The sequence below is a fragment of the Mesorhizobium sp. 131-2-1 genome (assembly GCF_016756535.1).
Taxonomy (GTDB): domain Bacteria; phylum Pseudomonadota; class Alphaproteobacteria; order Rhizobiales; family Rhizobiaceae; genus Mesorhizobium.
Map to the genome: position 1 here is coordinate 6,333,900 of NZ_AP023247.1, position 15,490 is coordinate 6,349,389.

A 15,490-nucleotide genomic window follows, 5' to 3' on the forward strand; every position below is an offset into this window, starting at 1 on the left:
CGTCTGATCTGGGGAAGGCTGTTTTAAGGACTTTTTGCGAGATCAGCGAATAACCGGCTCGCCATGGAAGCGCCGGCGCGAGGGCGGCGAGACGCCGAAGCCGACTTCCATCATCAGCCGTGGCGTGCGCGAAGGCACGGTGCCCATATGGAAGCCGAACGGATCCTCGACGAAACCGAGACCGGCTTCGCCGGTCAGCGTGACGGGACTGTCATCGCCATAGACCTTGAGAACCTCCTGCGCCGGATGGCCGACAAGCAGCGTGAGCTGATGCTTGATGGCGCGGCGGTTATGACTGCCACGGACATAAACATGCGGGCCGGTGCCCTCGTCGACCGGCGTCAGATAGAAGAAGAATTTCAGCATCCGCCAGTCATCGAGGTCGAAATGATACTTGCCGAGCGAGGCACGGTTCTTGTCGGCGTCGGAAGCCTCGCTGGTCGGGAAGCTCCACCACACGCGTGTGGTGATCAATTTCGCCTGAGCGCCCAGATAATGCGCGGCGATGTCGAGCAGCAGCGGGTCGTTCTGGATGGCGACCGCTGCCTTGCAGTCGAGGATGTGTTCGAAAAAGTGTCCGCTGAGCAGCGAGCGGCCGAAACGCTTCTCGGCCTCGGCATGGTCCTCAGCCATGAATTCGAGACGGCGATCGAAATTGCCGAAACAAGGCGTGTAGCGGGCGAAGGCGGCGATCTCCTCATGGATGGAAGTCGGCAGGACGAGCCCGCAAAACAGCCCGTCCGACCGCAGCGCCTCGACAATTTCCTGGCGATCGACGCCGGCAAACATCGTGTCGTGGGCTTTTTGCGACACGCGAACCGGCTTTGCCCCACGCCAGTGCATCCGGCGCGCCGGCATGGTGCGGGCGAGCACGAACATCGGCAGCCATGCCGGGTTCTCGCGAATGTCCGACAGATAGGTCGGAATGCGCACGGCGATGCGGCGCAGCACGCCGCCGTTTCGCGCGATGGCCTCGAGACTGGCGGCGCCGGATTTGTCAGGGCTCGAAAGGGTCATGAAGGGTCCTCAGCTATGAATGCAATATGATATCGACGAAGCATCGGTTCTCACTGCCTCGCCGCTGGTCCAAGCCCGATTCCCGCAACGGAAGGACGTGTAGCCGCGCGTCGGTTTTTGTGCAACGCACAATAGCGTTGCGCGTGGCACATGCTGTTCGGATCGCCGTGCGCATCAGCCAATATTCCAGCGGCAGGCAAACGGGGCGGCGGCACTTGAAAAGAGCCGCCGCCCGGCTTGGCACCTATTGGCGGACGAACAGCGGCTGCACGCTCGCCCATTGATCGGCGGTGCGGAAGCCGCCGCGTTTCGTGTAGCTTTCGACCGGGAATTTCATCCAGTTGGGCAGCCAGTTGTCGATCTTCTCGCGGCCGTTCTCGCCCGACAGGCAATCGCGGATGATCTTCTTTTGCGTCTTGACCTTCTCGGCGACATTGCCGTCGGCGACAGGCTTGCCGGCGAGGTCGGCCAGCATCGCATTGGCGATCTCCCTGTCGCGCAGCAGGTCGAAGAAGGCGTCGTCCGCTTGCCACCACGCGCCCATGTCGATGCCCAGATGGTTGCCGAGCGCCTCGACGACGGCGCTGCCGGCTTCGAGCGTCTCGGCCATGACAAGGCCGAGAACGCGCATGACGTCGTCGTCGCAAAGTGCCAGCAAACGGGCAAAGACTGCGGCAAGCGCAAAGGCGTCGCCATTGCCGCCGGCTATCGCACCCTCCTCGTCGGCCTGCCCAAGCAGCGCCAGCACCGCGCGCCGTTTTTCGGCGAATGCGGCTTCGGCCCTGGACGCAGCAATGCTTGCCGCCACCGCTTCATTGGCGGTGCGCTGCGGCTCGCGGCGAACCTGCCACAGGCCCGAGCCTGCGATGGCATGCGCCACCATCAGGCGCAGCGCGACACAAGGATGGTCGAGCATGGCGGTACGCACGGCACCGTGGCGGTGCAGATCGACATAGTTCTGCATCGGCCCGGTGAGTTCCGGTCGCGACGGCTTGGCGGGGGTTTCTTCGGGCGCGCCGCCCTCGCCTTGCGCGCGGGCGCGGCGGGCTTCCTTGCGCGACAGCCAGCCCTCGTGGCATTCGACCGCGCCGCGATGCGAGACCGATATGAAGACCTTGCCGCCCTTCTTCCTCGGCGTCTTTTCATGGTCCCATGACTGGAAATGCTGTCCCGGTTCCAGCACGGCGACCTCGGGCCAGCCGGCTTCCAGATAGGCATCGCGTTTGGCGGCAATCGCCTCGTTCTGCTTTTGCCAGAACAGGTCGGCATCGGCGAAATAGCTGTCCTCGCCGAACAGGTCGCAGACGATCAGGCCCGGATAGTCCTCGATGGCAAACAGCGCCACCTTGGTAGAAATCGACTGGCCGCCGAACAGCCATTGTTTCAATTGGTGGCCGCGCGGAGCGTATTGCTCGGGGTCGGCATAAAGCGCCAGCCAATCCTTCTGCTGCGCCTTGGAGGCCATGGTCAGATGGCGCGCCGTCTCGGCGTCGATGTCGGCGCGCCGATAGGCCTCGCGGATCTTGGGCAGAAGATCGCCGAGCGCCAGAATGCGTTTGACCAGAAGCTCGGTGACGCCGAAGGTTGCGGCGATATCTGGAATGGTGCGGCCTTCCCTCATCAGCCGCGAAAACGTCTCCCACTGCGACACCTCGTCGGGATCGAGCCGGGCGAAGTTTTCGATCAGCGAGGCCTCGAGCGCGTCGGCGTCGTCGCCGTCTTCCATGATGGCGCAGGGCAAGGCATTGCCCTGGCCGCGCTCGTCGGCGAGCGATTTGGCGGCGAAATAGCGGCGCCGGCCGGCGACGATCTCGAAGCTTTCCGGTGTGCCGTTGGGCCGCACCAAAAGCGGCACCAGGACGCCGCGCGCGCGAACCGACGGCAGGATGTCCGACACGTCGGGCGCGCGTTTGGAATGGCGCATGTTGAGCGCGGAAATGTTGAGCTTATCAAGCGGAATGTGGGCAAGTTGCATGGTTTGTCTCCTTCGTTGCGGGGTGGGATTGCCCCGCCGCAGAGGCTGCAAGCCGGCGCGGCGGGACGGTTTTCGCGCCCTAGCGGCGCGTCTGTTCCGCCGTGTCGGGCGGAAGCTTGGAATCGGCGTTGCCAAGGGCTTCTGCCGCCTGTCGCAGCAGCCGGTCGGCTTCGGTGATGTGGCCGGCGCTGTACGCTGCCTGGGCGTAGACGGAGAGCGGAAAGCGCGCCTTGAATCCAAGGTCGCGCTCGATGCCGAGGCCAAGCCGCCCCTTGACGCTTGCAAGCTCGGCAAGACTGACGCTGCCGAGTTCGGGGAAGCCGAAGCCGAGGTCGCAAAGGCCGAAAAGGGTGTCGCCGTCGGCGTCGAGTTCGGTGAGAAGCCAGGTCGCTGGGCCGGTAGGATCGAACAGTTTGACCACCGGGACATGGTCGGTTTCGGTGTCGGTTGCGCCATTGGCGAGCAGCAGGGCGCAAAGCTCGTCGGTGATCAGGATCATGGGAAAACTCCTCTCAAAACAGGGCGCGTTGATTTCTGGCGTCATCGAACAGCCCGATATCGAGCGGCTTTTACGCCGCGCGTGGGCGCATCGGCGCGTCGGCCAAAAGGGCGAGGCGGTCGCGCGTGGTGGCTGGACACCGGGAATGAGCGTCTGCTCGCCTTGCGGCGTTGGCTCGGTCCGCAGGGTGTGGCGATCGCGCGCGCTCATGCCGCGATCTCGTCTTGTTGCGCGCCTTCGGCCTCGGCGTTGAAGCCCAGAAGAAAATCGGCGGCCTTGGAGGCAAGGCTGGCGGCGCGGAAGATGGCGCGATTGTCCTCGCGCAGCACCTTCAGCCATGTGCCGATGTAGTCGGCATGGCGCACGGTCGGCTCGATGCCGAGGGTCGAGCAGACAAAGGCAGCAGTGATTTCGGCAACCAGTTCCTCGCGCGCATAGGTCTTGGAACCGAAGGCGCCGGAGAGGTCGCGCGCCAGCCGTGCCGGGTGGCCGGTCCAGTGGCCAAGTTCGTGGAAGCAGGTGCGGTAATAGTCGATCTGCTGAAAGAATGCCGGCTGCGGCGGCACCTGAATGGAGTCACTGCCCGGCATGTAGAAAGCGCGATCGCCGCCGATGCGGAAATCCGCGCCGCTTGCTCGAATAAGTGCCTCGGCCTGCGGGACGATCTCGCGTTCGGGCAGCGGTTCGGCGTTGCCATAAAGGTGCTCGGGCAGGCCGTCGCACTGCGCGACGTTGAAGACGGTGAAGCGCTTCAAGTACGGCACCGCCTGCGGCTCGCCGCCGTCCGTCCTGGCGCGCTCCTGCTCGCCCTTTGGGACAAAGCGGTCGGCATGCACGATTGTTGTGCCGCGCTCGCCCTTCCTGACATTGCCGCCAAGGGCAAGCGCCTGCCGGAAGGTCAGCCAGTTCTGGCCGGGATAGCTGCGCTCGATGACGGCGCCCCACAGGATGAGGATGTTGATGCCGGAATAGCGGCGCCCGGTGACCGCGTTGCTGGGCAGGCCGAGGTCGGCCTTTGCGCTGCCCCATGGCTTGACCCATGGCACGGTGCCGCGCTCCAGTTCGGCAATGATGCGGTCCGTGATCTCCTGATAAAGGCTGGCGCCCGAGCGCCCGCCCCTGCCCGCGCCAGCCTCTCGGCTGCCGGAACGCTGGTGTTTTGCACGCATCGTCTGGTCCTCCGCTCTTCAATCCCGCGCCTTTCCCCGCAAGTGGGGTGGGCGGCGAGACGCGACCGGAAAGGCCCGCCGTCGGAGGCGGACCGCATCCGAAGGACCGGAACGAAGAGGAGGACCCGAAGCGCAAGCGAAGGGTTGCGGGACGCCGCGGCGGGCCTAGAAGGGAGTGCCGCCCACCCCGCGCCGCCGGGAAAGGCCAACAGACAAACCGCGCCGGCCGGCAGGGCGGCGACCGTCAGCAGCCGACAGGCTGCCCGCGCCAGGGGGCGAAGCCGGATGGCCGAGACCGCCTGAGCCTGGCGAAGAAAAAGCGGGCTCGGTTCACGAGCACCCGGCACGCGCCGTCAGGCGCGCGGGCGCATCAGATTTCTGCGCCGTGCGGACATCTGTTTGGCGTTCCGGTCGCACTCGTTCAATCAGAACGAGGTCTTGATGCCGACCATCACTGTCGCCGCGGCAAAATCGCCGCCGATCCAGTCGTCTTCGCCGCCAGTCTCTGCGCCGGTCGCAATGTCATAGGTGTTGTAGTCGCCGCGAGCGGTGAACACCTTTTCGTAGGAACCGGAGACGAAGAAGCTGGTCCGCTCGTTGTACTGGTAGCCGACGCTGCCGCCGACCATCAGAACCGGCGCCGATTCGAAATCATCCTCGAAGCGCAGGTCACGCATCCAGTGATGATCGGTAGCGCCGGCCGAGAAGGTCGTGCCGCCCTTCAGCGCAAAGCCGAAGTTCCAGCGATCCTGGACATAGGTCGCATCGATGCCGGCGAAGGCGACCGGCAATTTCTGCTGGTAGCTGATGGCCTTTGCGTCTCCTGGGAAGTCGCCAACCGAATCCCGGAAGTCGGCAACGCTGTAGACATAGGAGCCGCCATAGGCAGTCCACTTGACCGAGGTGTACTTGAAACCACCGTTGACGTTGATCAGCAGCTGGTCGCTGAACTGGAAATCGTGGCCGAGCGCGACGGTTGCCGAATAGAAGTAATCAAGATCGGTGTCGGAATGGCGCGAACGGTTGCTCCAGTCGTTCCAGCCATCATTGGTCAAGAATGACGGGTTCCAGTCATAGTCTTCCATGTAGCTGTCGCCGCTGAAGGCGATCTGGCCGGAAAGATTGGCGGTCCAGCCGGCCTCGCTGCGCGCCGTCATCTCGGCTGAGATGACCGCAGAGGTGCTTTCCCAGATAAGGTGGCTCAGCTTCGAGCCGCTGCCGGGAGCCTGATAGACCAGCTCGTTGGCCTGGATGTCGATGACGCCGACGCCGCCAACGAAAGAGAAATTGGGATTGCAGGGCGCCGGTTCGCTCGCCACCGCGTCGCTGGCCATCGCCGGCCAGGCAGCGAGCAACGCTGCCGCTCCACCAAAGACTTTCGCGTACAACTTCATAGGACTACCCTCATGGGAATCATCCGCCATTCGGCTATACGCAGCGTGCCGGGTGCACGTCACGTGCGGTCGTCTATGCAGCGCCCCTGTAGGTTGGCAAAATTGCCGCCCTCGGCTCTGTTCCTCAACACTCAAGGAAACGCCGTTAGCGTGACCCGATTAACGGCGGTTTTTGCCGATGCGTTCCGGGCGGCCGGCGTGACGGGAACCCCTGCATTATCCGAGGCACACATTTACGATGACGATGCTGGTTCGATTGCAGCGGCAGGCAGCGACCACGCCGGACCTCAATTCGCTGAGATCGTGCAGGTTGCTTTGAGCCAGCCCATAGCAAACTCTCTAGTCTAGATAATCCGAAAGAGCCGAGGGCCGAGTTCCTCGAACCCGTTGCGCAGGTAGAAATCGAGCGTGCGCTTCCATTTTGGTTGCCTGGGCGCTGCAAGCTCAAGTCGCTTCCAACCACGCGCATGGCCTTCCCGCGAGGCGACCTCAAGCAGTTGAGGGGCAATCCCTTTGGAGCGCTTTTCGGGTCGAACATACAGCTCCGAAATATAGCCGAACTTACCTCCTGCATAGATCGCCGTGCATTCATTCAGCACCATGATGCCGACCGGCTCGTCATCTGCACTTGCGATCACTGCGACCACGCCAGCGTCGGCAAGCATTATCTGCGCGCTTTGTCTCACGTCGTCGGGCGCGGGCGCTTTCCCGCCAGTGAGTTCATCGAGTAGCGCGTGAATAAAACGGACGACCGTCCCTGCGTCCGTTGCGTTGGCGCGGCGCGTAGATATGAAAGGCATATTTTCTCCTGCTAGTGGTCAAAATCCCGATTCATGCTGCCATCCGCGCAGATCCGACTCACTCTTTTAGGTAACTCTGACCAATGGACAGCATTTTTCATCAAAAATATGATAAAATAATGCGAAATATATATTACAGGCATGCAGTGTTCCGGATGACTTTATCTCAATTGCGCAGATAGAGGAGCTTCTTACAGAAAATCAACCGGTCACATCACAACTGCACGGTGAAGCCCCTTGCCGAGGTAAGATGAATTTGCAGGTCTGAGCCTGGACAAACGATACAGCCTGAGACGCCCGTGCGGCCAGTACGCTAGGACAATGCAGTCGAGCAAAGAGGACATCCGTGACGGGCGGCGAGAGCGCTCGACGGTCGCCACACTCATTCGGCGCCAGCCGGAACAGCCGAGCCGACCGGTGCGCAGAGGCTGGTCGCCGCGCCGATCAAGTCGGACACGTCAGCCCCGGTCGTCGCGAAAGAGGTGACGAACCTCACGATCCCGGTCTGCCAGCGATCATGGTAGAAGCGGAATCCCATGTCGAGCAGCCCCCGGATCAGGGACATGGGAAGTCTGCAGAACAGTATATTGGCCTCGGGACGCTGCTGGATTTTCACGCCTGGCACCAGGGCCAACCCCTGCGCGAGCGCCGATGCCATCGCATTGGCATGGGTCGCGTTGCGAAGCCAGACACCGTCCCTCAGATAGCCGTCCATTTGCGCCGCCATGAAGCGCATCTTGGAACTCAACTGGCCGGCACGCTTGCGGCGAAAGGCTATCGTGCTCGCGAGATCTCCGCGGAACGAGACGACTGCATCGACCCCAAACGTTCCATTCTTGGTGGCGCCAAATGACACAAGGTCGACGCCGGCCTTCCACGTCATCTCGGCTGGCGAGCAGCGCAGAGTGACGAGGGCGTTGGCGAAGCGAGCACCGTCCATGTGGAACGCCAGGTTCGCTGATCGGCAGATATGTCCGATCGCCTTGATCTCGTCGAGCGCGTAGACCGATCCCATCTCGGTCGCCTGCGTGATGCTGACGCTGGAGGGCTGGACCGAGTGGATATCGCCCACCATGCGCGTTGCATTGGCCGCCAAGGCGTCGATGTCGATTTTGCCAGCCTCGCCTGGAAGCTGCACCAACTTCGCACCGGCGGTGTAGAACTCCGGCGCGCCGCACTCGTCCCGGTTGATGTGTGCGTCGGCGTGCGAGAGGATGCTGCCCCATGGCGGCGTAATCGCCGCGAGCGCCAGCGCGTTTGCCGCCGACCCCGTCGAAACGAGGAACACGTCGACCGCATGCTCGAACACCTCGGCGAGCTGGCGCTCGACGGTATGCGTCAGCTCATCGTTGCCGTAGGGAAGCGCCTGACCCGACGCGCACGCGGTGATGGCTGCGATCACCTCGGGGGAGACGCCGGCGATGTTGTCGCTGGTGAAGTCGCGGGGGCGGGTCTGCTTGCTTTCGTTCATGGTCTGACGCTCGTTTCATCCATTGAGCGTCCAAGCTAGACGGTTCGCCGCGCGCTTTATTGAACGATATTCAAACCGAGAGGTAACGCGCCGGCGTCACCCCCAGCACCGCCTTGAAGTGCCGGGTCAGGTGGCTCTGGTCCGCGAACCCTACCGCGACGGCGACCTCGGCGACCTGCTGACCTCGCCTCAGCAGCCGTCGCGCCTCGTCGATGCGGACCTGGATCAGGTAGCGGGTGGGGGGCAACCCGAAATGCGCCTTGAAGCCATCGATCAGCGTCGCCTTGGAGCATCCGGCGAGGGCGGCCAGGGCGGCGAGCTGCAGGACTTCGTCAAAGTGGGCATGGATGAAGTCACGCACGTCGCGGAACCTCGGTGGCACGAATTTTGGCCCAGCAACGCGCGATCCGCCGGCCTGTGCGAAGACGTGGGGCAGGAAACGGATCAAATACTCCTCGATCTCCAGTGCCGAGCTATGCCCATGTTCAAGCAGGCGCCAAAACGCGCTGAGGCCGTGTGCAACTGGGGCATTCTCCTGGAACGGGCTTTTGAAGTCGATCGTTCCGGGTTCGTTTTGGCCGCTGTCCTCAAGGACTTGCCGGATAAGGCCTTCGGGCATGTAGAAGATTTTCTGGCTCCAGCCAAGATCGTCACCAGCACCCCCGAAATGCGGTTCGCCGGGCGCGAAGGTCGCGACCGTGCCGCTACCGGCGTGCCAAACCTCACCTCGGCACCAGACATCATGGATGCCTCGCTCGATCAGCCCGATCAGATACTCGTTGTGGATATGCTTGGAGAAATCCTGCCGGTGATAATCCGCCGCCAGGTAATCGAGCCCGCCAAGGACATCGGAGTGCTTCATCACCGCACGATTGCGCGGCGGTCGGCCCGGAGGTTCAGAACGGCCGCGCGCCTTTTCGTCGCATTCTACGGCGGTATCGGCCACTTGATGATCAATCCAGGTCGGTCGTCACAACGATATCGTGCACACGTCGCGAATTTCAAACCGAAGCAGGATTAATTGCCGCCCGAAGAGGGGCCTGCTGCAGGGCGGGCAGCGGATTGGCGGGATTAATCGTGTTTCAAGCTTGGGATGTGGACCCGAGCGACGCGTGGCCGTGTGGCCGATATCAAGAAGAAGACCAAGCGCTATCCCCTCCGATCTGACGCATGAGGAATGGTCGCGGATAAACCGTTCCTGCCGGGCGCGGCCAAGACCGGGCGGCGCGTGGTGACGGACCTGCGCGAGGTCTTGAACGCGATCCGCTACATGGCCCGATCAGATGGCGGCTGGCGCATGCTGCCAAAGGATTTCCCGCCCATATCGGTCGCGGTCGAGACGCCTTACGGACATGCCCACGAACTGCGCCAACTGGCTGGAACGTTCCCCGGCCTGACGGCGAAGCAGCAGGCGCCGATCAAAGCGCTGAACGCAGAATACGCCAAAACTCGAAGCCGAGTACGAGCATGCCAACGAACTGCCGGCCGATGTTGACGAACGGCTACCAGGGGCGGCTACGGCTGCACTCATTGTCGGATCTTCGACGAAGTCGGACATGAGACACAGCGCTATCGGAGTGACCGCATTGTTCTGCAACGATTTTCTCATTTGGCACGACACATGCGGGGGCTATCCCGCATGAGCGCTCCGTCAATCTCGATTGATGCGAGCAGGATTCAATCAAGGCGCAGTGCGTCGCTTCTGAAGATCAAGGAGAGAAAAGTATGGCGAGAGCGCGAATTGGCGTGGCGCGGGCAATGACAGCGGCTGTCGTCCTCATCGTTGCGGGACAGGCCGGCGCGGCAGATGTTCATCAAGCCGCGAGCGTCCCGCAGGCAGAAGCCTGCGTCGCGGAAGCGCCAAGCCCCTGGCAGATCCGTCTGCGTGCGTTGGGGGTGATCACCGAGGATTCGGGCTATGTCAATGCGGTGCCCGGCTCCGGTCTTTCATATTCGGACACCGTGACGCCGGAACTCGATATCTCATATTTCTTCACGGACAACATCGCCGCCGAACTCATACTCGGCACCACCTATGCCAACATCGATGGCCAAGGTGCGATCGGCGGGCTGGGCGAGGTCGGCAAGGTTTGGCTGCTGCCGCCCACGCTCACATTGCAGTATCATTTTACCGATTTCGGCGCCTTCGAGCCCTATGTCGGCGCCGGCGTGAACTATACGATCTTCTATCATCAGCAAGTCGGCAGCGCCGATGATCTCAAGGTCAAGAACACATTCGGCGCCGCGCTGCAGGTTGGATTCGACTACATGGTAGATCAGCACTGGGGCGTCAATTTCGACGTGAAGAAGCTTTTCCTTGAGCCCGACTTCGACGTCACTGTCGCCGGCACCAAGCTCACGGGCAAGGCCAAGCTCGATCCCTGGGTGATAGGCGCAGGTCTCACCTACCGCTTCTGAGGACGAAGCACGGGGCACTTTTCGAAGTCCGCGCGCGGATCTTCCGTGCCGAGAAGTGGACCCGCGATGGTTCTTAAAGGAGTTGTTGGCATGCGCGTAGAAAACGATCATTGCGACGTGATCGGTGTGCCGGCCGCTCCCACGCAACTTGATCGTCTTTCTTCTGCGATTCTGCGGCAGGGGGGGATGGCGCGAGTGTCGCTGCCAGGCGATGTGGTGACCTGGGCGGCAGCCCGTCACCAGACGCTCAGGCAGATGCTTTCCGACCAGCGTTTCAACAAGGACTGGCGACAGTGGCGGGCGCTGCAGGACGGCGAGATTCCCGAGGATCATCCGCTGATCGGGATATGCAAAGTGGACAACATGACCACGGCGCACGGCGCCGATCACCGGCGCTTGCGCGGCCTGCTGTCCAGCAGCTTCGCGCCCAGTCGTATCGCCTTGCTGGCGCCACGGGTCGAACAATGCGTCGATCGACTCCTGGCCGAGATGGCGCAGCGCGGCGGCAGTGCCGATCTGGTGAGCGAGTTCGCCGCTCCGCTGCCCACCAACGTGATCGCCGAACTGTTCGGTTTGCCGGACGAACAGCGCGAAGAGATCGTCGCGCTCACCTACAGCCTGGCCAACACCTCCGCCACAGCCGAAGAGGTGCGACAGACGCGGCAGCGCATCCCGGAGTTCTTCCGTCGCCTGATCGCGCTCAAGCGGGGCCAGCTCGGCGATGATCTGGCTTCGGCCCTGATCGTCGCGCGTGACAATGGCGAGCTCGTTTCCGACACCGAGCTCATCGACATGCTGTTCATGGTGCTCTCTGCGGGCTTCGTGACCACCGCCGGCGTCATCGGAAATGGCGTGCTGGCATTTCTGACGCATCCGCAGCAACTGCACCTGGTGCGCAGCGGCCAAGTTCCGTGGTCACAGGCGATCGAGGAGATCCTGCGCTGGGGCAGCTCAGCGGCCAATCTGCCGTTCCGCTATGCCACCCAGGACGTGGAGATCGACGGATGCATGGTCCGCCGCGGCGATGCCGTCCTGATGGCGTTCCATGCGGCGAACCGGGACGAAAAGGCCTTCGGTCCCGGCGCCGACAGGTTCGATGTCACCCGGCGGCACAACCCACACCTGTCATTCGGCGAGGGGCCGCATTCCTGCCTGGGCGCTGCGCTGGCGCGCCTGGAATTGCGCTGCGCCTTCCCCGCGCTGTTCGGGCGACTGGAGGATCTGGCACTGACCATCGCCGCGGAGGACGTCATCTATATGCCGTCTTACGTCATTCGCTGCCCACAGCGCCTGCCGGTCAGCTTCCGCCCTTCCGTCACTTAGAGAGAGTGCGGCATTCACCCCGGATTCGGTGATTCTCGGTTCGCCGGGGTGGCTGGTCTCGCAACGAGGGGGCGAGCATGACCGGTTACGCACGATCGTAGCGCAGCCTTCAGCAATCGCAGGGTGAAGCTGCTCGCGCAGCAGGTGGAGGCGATCGCCGCGCAGTTGTTCGAGACGCTGGAGGCCCAGCCCCAGCCCGCCGACCTGAGGCGCCACCTCTCCTTTCCGCTACCGGACGTGGTCATCAGCGCGCTGATGGGCGAATGCGCAAGCACGCTGAGCGAAGCCGAGCGGGGAACAACTACCGGGATTCCCGGCGGACCGTGAAGACCTGGCCCGACTTTACGCCCTTGAGCCCGGCGACCTCGATCTGATGGCGTCGCCGATGGGGACAAGAACCTCGCCGAGCCTACACTGATGAGAGGCCGCATCGTATGCGGCTTTGGGCGAAAGAGACCGGTCAGCACAAGGGCATATTCGCATCATCACATAAACATCTCGTTATATGTATTGACAAGGAGCGAAGCGGCTGTGATTGTGCGCATGTCGTGGTTCTCCGCGCGGCACTGCCGTAAGCGGAGCTAAGAGGGAAGCCGGTGGGATGCCGGCGCTGCCCCCGCAACTGTTAGCGGCGAGCCAAGCCCATTGGTGTCACTGAGGCGAACGGCCTCGGGAAGACGGGCAGAGGCTTTGACCCGCGAGCCAGGAGACCTGCCACGACGAACAACGTCCACGGGCGGGGTGTCTCGGAGGTCGCGGTAGCCCGGCTTCGTGCCGCCTGCTCGCGCGTTCCTTGTCCCCACGCCCCAACCATCGGGGTATGGCATGACTGTCTCTCAACAAATTCCTGTGGCAACGCTCGGCGTGCCGCGTATCGGTCGACGGCGGGAACTGAAATTCGCGCTTGAAAGCTACTGGTCCGGAAAATCTCCCGCTGCCGACCTGCTCGCGACGGCGAAGGCGCTACGCGCCGCCAGCTGGAGGGAGCAGCACGATCACGGCGTGTCGAAAATCCCGTCCAACGATTTCTCGCTTTATGACCATGTGCTCGACACCGTCATCATGGTCGGCGCCGTGCCGGCACGATACGTCTGGACTGACGGCGAGGTCCCACTCGATACCTATTTCGCCATGGCGCGCGGCGACCAAGGTCAGGCCGCTGATTGTGGACATGCCGGTGACGAGCATGCGGCCAACGGGCATGGCCTTGCCGCGATGGAAATGACCAAATGGTTCGACACCAACTATCACTACATTGTGCCGGAACTTACGGACGATCAGAGCTTTGCCCTCTCGTCGGCGAAACCGGTCGATCATTTCCTCGAGGCCAAGGCGCTCGGCATCCACACGCGCCCGGTCCTGCTTGGACCGGTTAGCTTTCTCAAGTTGGCGAAGTCACCTGAGGAAGGTTTCAACCCTATCGCGCTCCTGCCACGGCTGCTGCCCGTCTACGAGGAGCTTCTGCGGAGGCTGAAGCTCGCGGGAGCCGATTGGGTGCAGATCGATGAGCCGGCGCTCGTGCTCGATCTGGTCCCCAACGAACGGGATGCGCTCCAATTCGCCTACTGCCGGCTGTCGAAAGCAGCACCCGAGTTGAAGATCATGGTTGCTACCTATTTCGGATCGCTGGGAGACAATCTCGAGACCGCAATTTCTCTGCCCGTGGCGGGACTGCACGTCGATCTCGTGCGCGCTCCAGAGCAGTTGGACACCGTCGGCCGGCTCGCGCGGAAGGAACTTGTGCTCTCGCTCGGGCTGATCGACGGCCGCAACGTTTGGCGCGCGAACCTGCCTGCCATGCTTGACCGCATCAAACCGATCGTCGCCGGTTGGCCGCTGGACCGCGTGGAGATCGCCCCGTCCTGCTCGATGCTGCATGTGCCGATCGACCTGGACATAGAGACGGCACTCGATGCGGATGTGAAATCGTGGCTCGCCTTCGCGGCGCAAAAAACCGACGAGCTGGTCGTGCTCGCCCGTGCCCTGGCTGAAGGCCGGGACGCGGTCGCCGCCGAACTAGAGGCGTCGGCTGAGGCTGCCGCCGCTCGCGCGACATCCGCTAAGGTGCATGATCCGCTCGTCGAAGGTCGGGTCGCCAGCATCAAGGTCGCCATGACGCGCCGGAAGAGCGCATTCGACGTGCGCTCCAAGCTTCAGGGCGACACGTTTGGCTTGCCATCCTTCCCCACCACGACGATCGGCTCCTTCCCGCAAACAGCCGAGGTTCGCAAGGCGCGGGCAGCCCATGCCAAGGGCGAGCTGAGTTACGTCGACTATGAGGCCTTCCTGAAAAAAGAGATAGAAGCCGCCGTTCGCTGGCAAGAAGAGATCGGACTCGACGTGCTGGTCCACGGCGAATTCGAGCGCAACGATATGGTGCAGTATTTCGCTGAGCAGCTCCGCGGCTTTGCCTTCACGCAGCATGGGTGGGTGCAGAGCTATGGCTCGCGCTTTGTGCGACCCCCGATCATCATTGGCGATGTGTCGCGACAAAATCCGATGACACTACACTGGTGGCGATACGCCCAGTCGCTGACGCCAAAGCCGGTGAAGGGCATGCTTACCGGCCCGGTGACGATCCTCAACTGGTCCTTCGTCCGAGACGACCTTCCGCGCTCAGCCGTCTGCCGCCAAGTCGCGCTCGCCATTCGCGATGAAGTGAGCGACCTCGAAAAGGCCGGCGCCAGGATGATCCAGATCGACGAAGCCGCACTGCGCGAGGGCTTGCCGCTGCGCGAGGCCGAGTGGCAGGCCTATCTCGACTGGGCCGTCGAATGCTTCCGGCTGGCTTCAACGGCCGTCGGCGATGCGACCCAGATCCACACCCATATGTGCTACTCCGAGTTCGGCGATATCGTGGACGCGATTGCCGCAATGGATGCCGATGTGATCTCCATTGAAACCTCGCGCTCGCAGATGGAACTGCTCGATACGCTGCGAACCTTCAAGTATCCGAACGAGATCGGTCCTGGCGTCTATGACATTCACTCGCCGAGGGTCCCGGAAGTGGGCGAGATTTCCAACCTCATCATGCTTGCGCGCGAGCGATTGTCGGATGGCCAACTGTGGGTGAATCCCGACTGCGGTCTCAAAACGCGCAGGTGGGAGGAGGTCCGCCCTGCCCTGGTGAATATGGTGGCTGCAGCACGCGCAATTCGGGAAAAAGCGCAGACGGCGTAGGGCTCGGTGACACTCGCCGGCGGTGAGCGGCAACGCCACACACCGGGCAATCTTGGGGTGAGTCCATCCGGCGCACCCAAGGCAATCGAGCTGCCCGTGACGAAAGCGCCTCGGCAACCTTGGCCTGGCCGAGGCCCTTGTCATGGCGCGTCGAAGTCAGCTGTTCCAGAGGCCGCCGTTGGCTGGCGATCGAAGGAGGCTTGGGCCCCAAATGAGCCGGCCAGAAACGAGACGGCTCACCGCC

12 protein-coding genes, 1 pseudogene and 1 riboswitch are annotated in these 15,490 nt (G+C 62.8%); of the genes and pseudogenes, 5 read left to right on the plus strand and 8 right to left on the minus strand.

Going from position 1 to position 15,490, the window contains the following annotated elements:
* Positions 1 to 42: 42 nt before the first annotated feature.
* The 8 genes from JG743_RS30505 to JG743_RS30540 form a co-directional block, all read right to left on the minus strand.
* On the minus strand, positions 43 to 1,017 hold the full coding sequence (locus JG743_RS30505) for a hypothetical protein (RefSeq protein WP_202296089.1): 975 nt from the start codon (positions 1,015 to 1,017) through the stop codon (positions 43 to 45).
* A 244-nt stretch (positions 1,018 to 1,261) separates the two neighbouring features.
* Positions 1,262 to 2,992 (minus strand): ParB/RepB/Spo0J family partition protein, encoded by a 1,731-nt coding sequence (locus tag JG743_RS30510; protein ID WP_202296091.1) that lies wholly within the window; start codon positions 2,990 to 2,992, stop codon positions 1,262 to 1,264.
* A 79-nt stretch (positions 2,993 to 3,071) separates the two neighbouring features.
* Positions 3,072 to 3,491, minus strand: coding sequence for a DUF2958 domain-containing protein (locus JG743_RS30515; protein WP_202296093.1), 420 nt, complete (start codon positions 3,489 to 3,491; stop codon positions 3,072 to 3,074).
* A gap of 206 nt (positions 3,492 to 3,697) precedes the next feature.
* The gene (locus JG743_RS30520; RefSeq protein WP_202296095.1) at positions 3,698 to 4,660 is read right to left on the minus strand and encodes an ArdC family protein; all 963 of its coding nucleotides are present in this window, start codon (positions 4,658 to 4,660) and stop codon (positions 3,698 to 3,700) included.
* Between the two features lie 425 nt (positions 4,661 to 5,085).
* Positions 5,086 to 6,054 carry an omptin family outer membrane protease gene (locus tag JG743_RS30525; RefSeq protein ID WP_202296097.1) on the minus strand — a complete coding sequence of 323 codons (969 nt, stop codon included), beginning with the start codon at positions 6,052 to 6,054 and terminating at the stop codon, positions 5,086 to 5,088.
* Between the two features lie 344 nt (positions 6,055 to 6,398).
* Positions 6,399 to 6,854 (minus strand): GNAT family N-acetyltransferase, encoded by a 456-nt coding sequence (locus JG743_RS30530; protein ID WP_202296099.1) that lies wholly within the window; start codon positions 6,852 to 6,854, stop codon positions 6,399 to 6,401.
* 382 nt (positions 6,855 to 7,236) lie between these two features.
* Entirely contained in the window at positions 7,237 to 8,325 is a 1,089-nt protein-coding gene (locus JG743_RS30535) for a threonine aldolase family protein (RefSeq protein WP_202296101.1), read from the minus strand.
* Positions 8,326 to 8,395: 70 nt separating this feature from the next.
* Positions 8,396 to 9,271: an AraC family transcriptional regulator gene (locus JG743_RS30540; protein WP_202296103.1), complete on the minus strand. Its 876-nt coding sequence runs from the start codon at positions 9,269 to 9,271 to the stop codon at positions 8,396 to 8,398.
* Positions 9,272 to 9,502: 231 nt separating this feature from the next.
* Here JG743_RS30540 and JG743_RS30545 point away from each other — a divergent pair, with 231 nt between their 5' ends.
* From JG743_RS30545 to metE, 5 genes and pseudogenes are all read left to right on the plus strand, one after another.
* Entirely contained in the window at positions 9,503 to 9,820 is a 318-nt protein-coding gene (locus tag JG743_RS30545) for a transposase (protein WP_069091149.1), read from the plus strand.
* Positions 9,821 to 10,083: 263 nt separating this feature from the next.
* On the plus strand, positions 10,084 to 10,743 hold the full coding sequence (locus tag JG743_RS30550) for an OmpW/AlkL family protein (protein WP_446720472.1): 660 nt from the start codon (positions 10,084 to 10,086) through the stop codon (positions 10,741 to 10,743).
* A 90-nt stretch (positions 10,744 to 10,833) separates the two neighbouring features.
* Positions 10,834 to 12,066 carry a cytochrome P450 family protein gene (locus tag JG743_RS30555; protein WP_202296106.1) on the plus strand — a complete coding sequence of 411 codons (1,233 nt, stop codon included), beginning with the start codon at positions 10,834 to 10,836 and terminating at the stop codon, positions 12,064 to 12,066.
* A 7-nt stretch (positions 12,067 to 12,073) separates the two neighbouring features.
* Positions 12,074 to 12,327 (plus strand): annotated as a pseudogene (locus tag JG743_RS30560) (cytochrome P450); the annotation flags it as partial.
* A gap of 271 nt (positions 12,328 to 12,598) precedes the next feature.
* Positions 12,599 to 12,799: riboswitch (cobalamin riboswitch) on the plus strand.
* A gap of 116 nt (positions 12,800 to 12,915) precedes the next feature.
* The gene (gene metE / locus JG743_RS30565; RefSeq protein ID WP_202296108.1) at positions 12,916 to 15,246 is read left to right on the plus strand and encodes a 5-methyltetrahydropteroyltriglutamate--homocysteine S-methyltransferase; all 2,331 of its coding nucleotides are present in this window, start codon (positions 12,916 to 12,918) and stop codon (positions 15,244 to 15,246) included.
* Positions 15,247 to 15,490: the final 244 nt, after the last annotated feature.

What these genes read in the sequence shown, in the direction of transcription:
- JG743_RS30505 (WP_202296089.1), bottom strand. Translation starts at nt 1,017, where the DNA reads ATGACCCTTTCGAGCCCTGACAAATCCGGCGCCGCCAGTCTCGAGGCC.
- JG743_RS30510 (WP_202296091.1), bottom strand. Translation starts at nt 2,992, where the DNA reads ATGCAACTTGCCCACATTCCGCTTGATAAGCTCAACATTTCCGCGCTC.
- JG743_RS30530 (WP_202296099.1), bottom strand. Translation starts at nt 6,854, where the DNA reads ATGCCTTTCATATCTACGCGCCGCGCCAACGCAACGGACGCAGGGACG.
- JG743_RS30555 (WP_202296106.1), top strand. Translation starts at nt 10,834, where the DNA reads ATGCGCGTAGAAAACGATCATTGCGACGTGATCGGTGTGCCGGCCGCT.
- JG743_RS30550 (WP_446720472.1), top strand. Translation starts at nt 10,084, where the DNA reads ATGACAGCGGCTGTCGTCCTCATCGTTGCGGGACAGGCCGGCGCGGCA.
- JG743_RS30520 (WP_202296095.1), bottom strand. Translation starts at nt 4,660, where the DNA reads ATGCGTGCAAAACACCAGCGTTCCGGCAGCCGAGAGGCTGGCGCGGGC.
- JG743_RS30535 (WP_202296101.1), bottom strand. Translation starts at nt 8,325, where the DNA reads ATGAACGAAAGCAAGCAGACCCGCCCCCGCGACTTCACCAGCGACAAC.
- JG743_RS30515 (WP_202296093.1), bottom strand. Translation starts at nt 3,491, where the DNA reads ATGATCCTGATCACCGACGAGCTTTGCGCCCTGCTGCTCGCCAATGGC.
- JG743_RS30545 (WP_069091149.1), top strand. Translation starts at nt 9,503, where the DNA reads ATGGTCGCGGATAAACCGTTCCTGCCGGGCGCGGCCAAGACCGGGCGG.
- JG743_RS30525 (WP_202296097.1), bottom strand. Translation starts at nt 6,054, where the DNA reads ATGAAGTTGTACGCGAAAGTCTTTGGTGGAGCGGCAGCGTTGCTCGCT.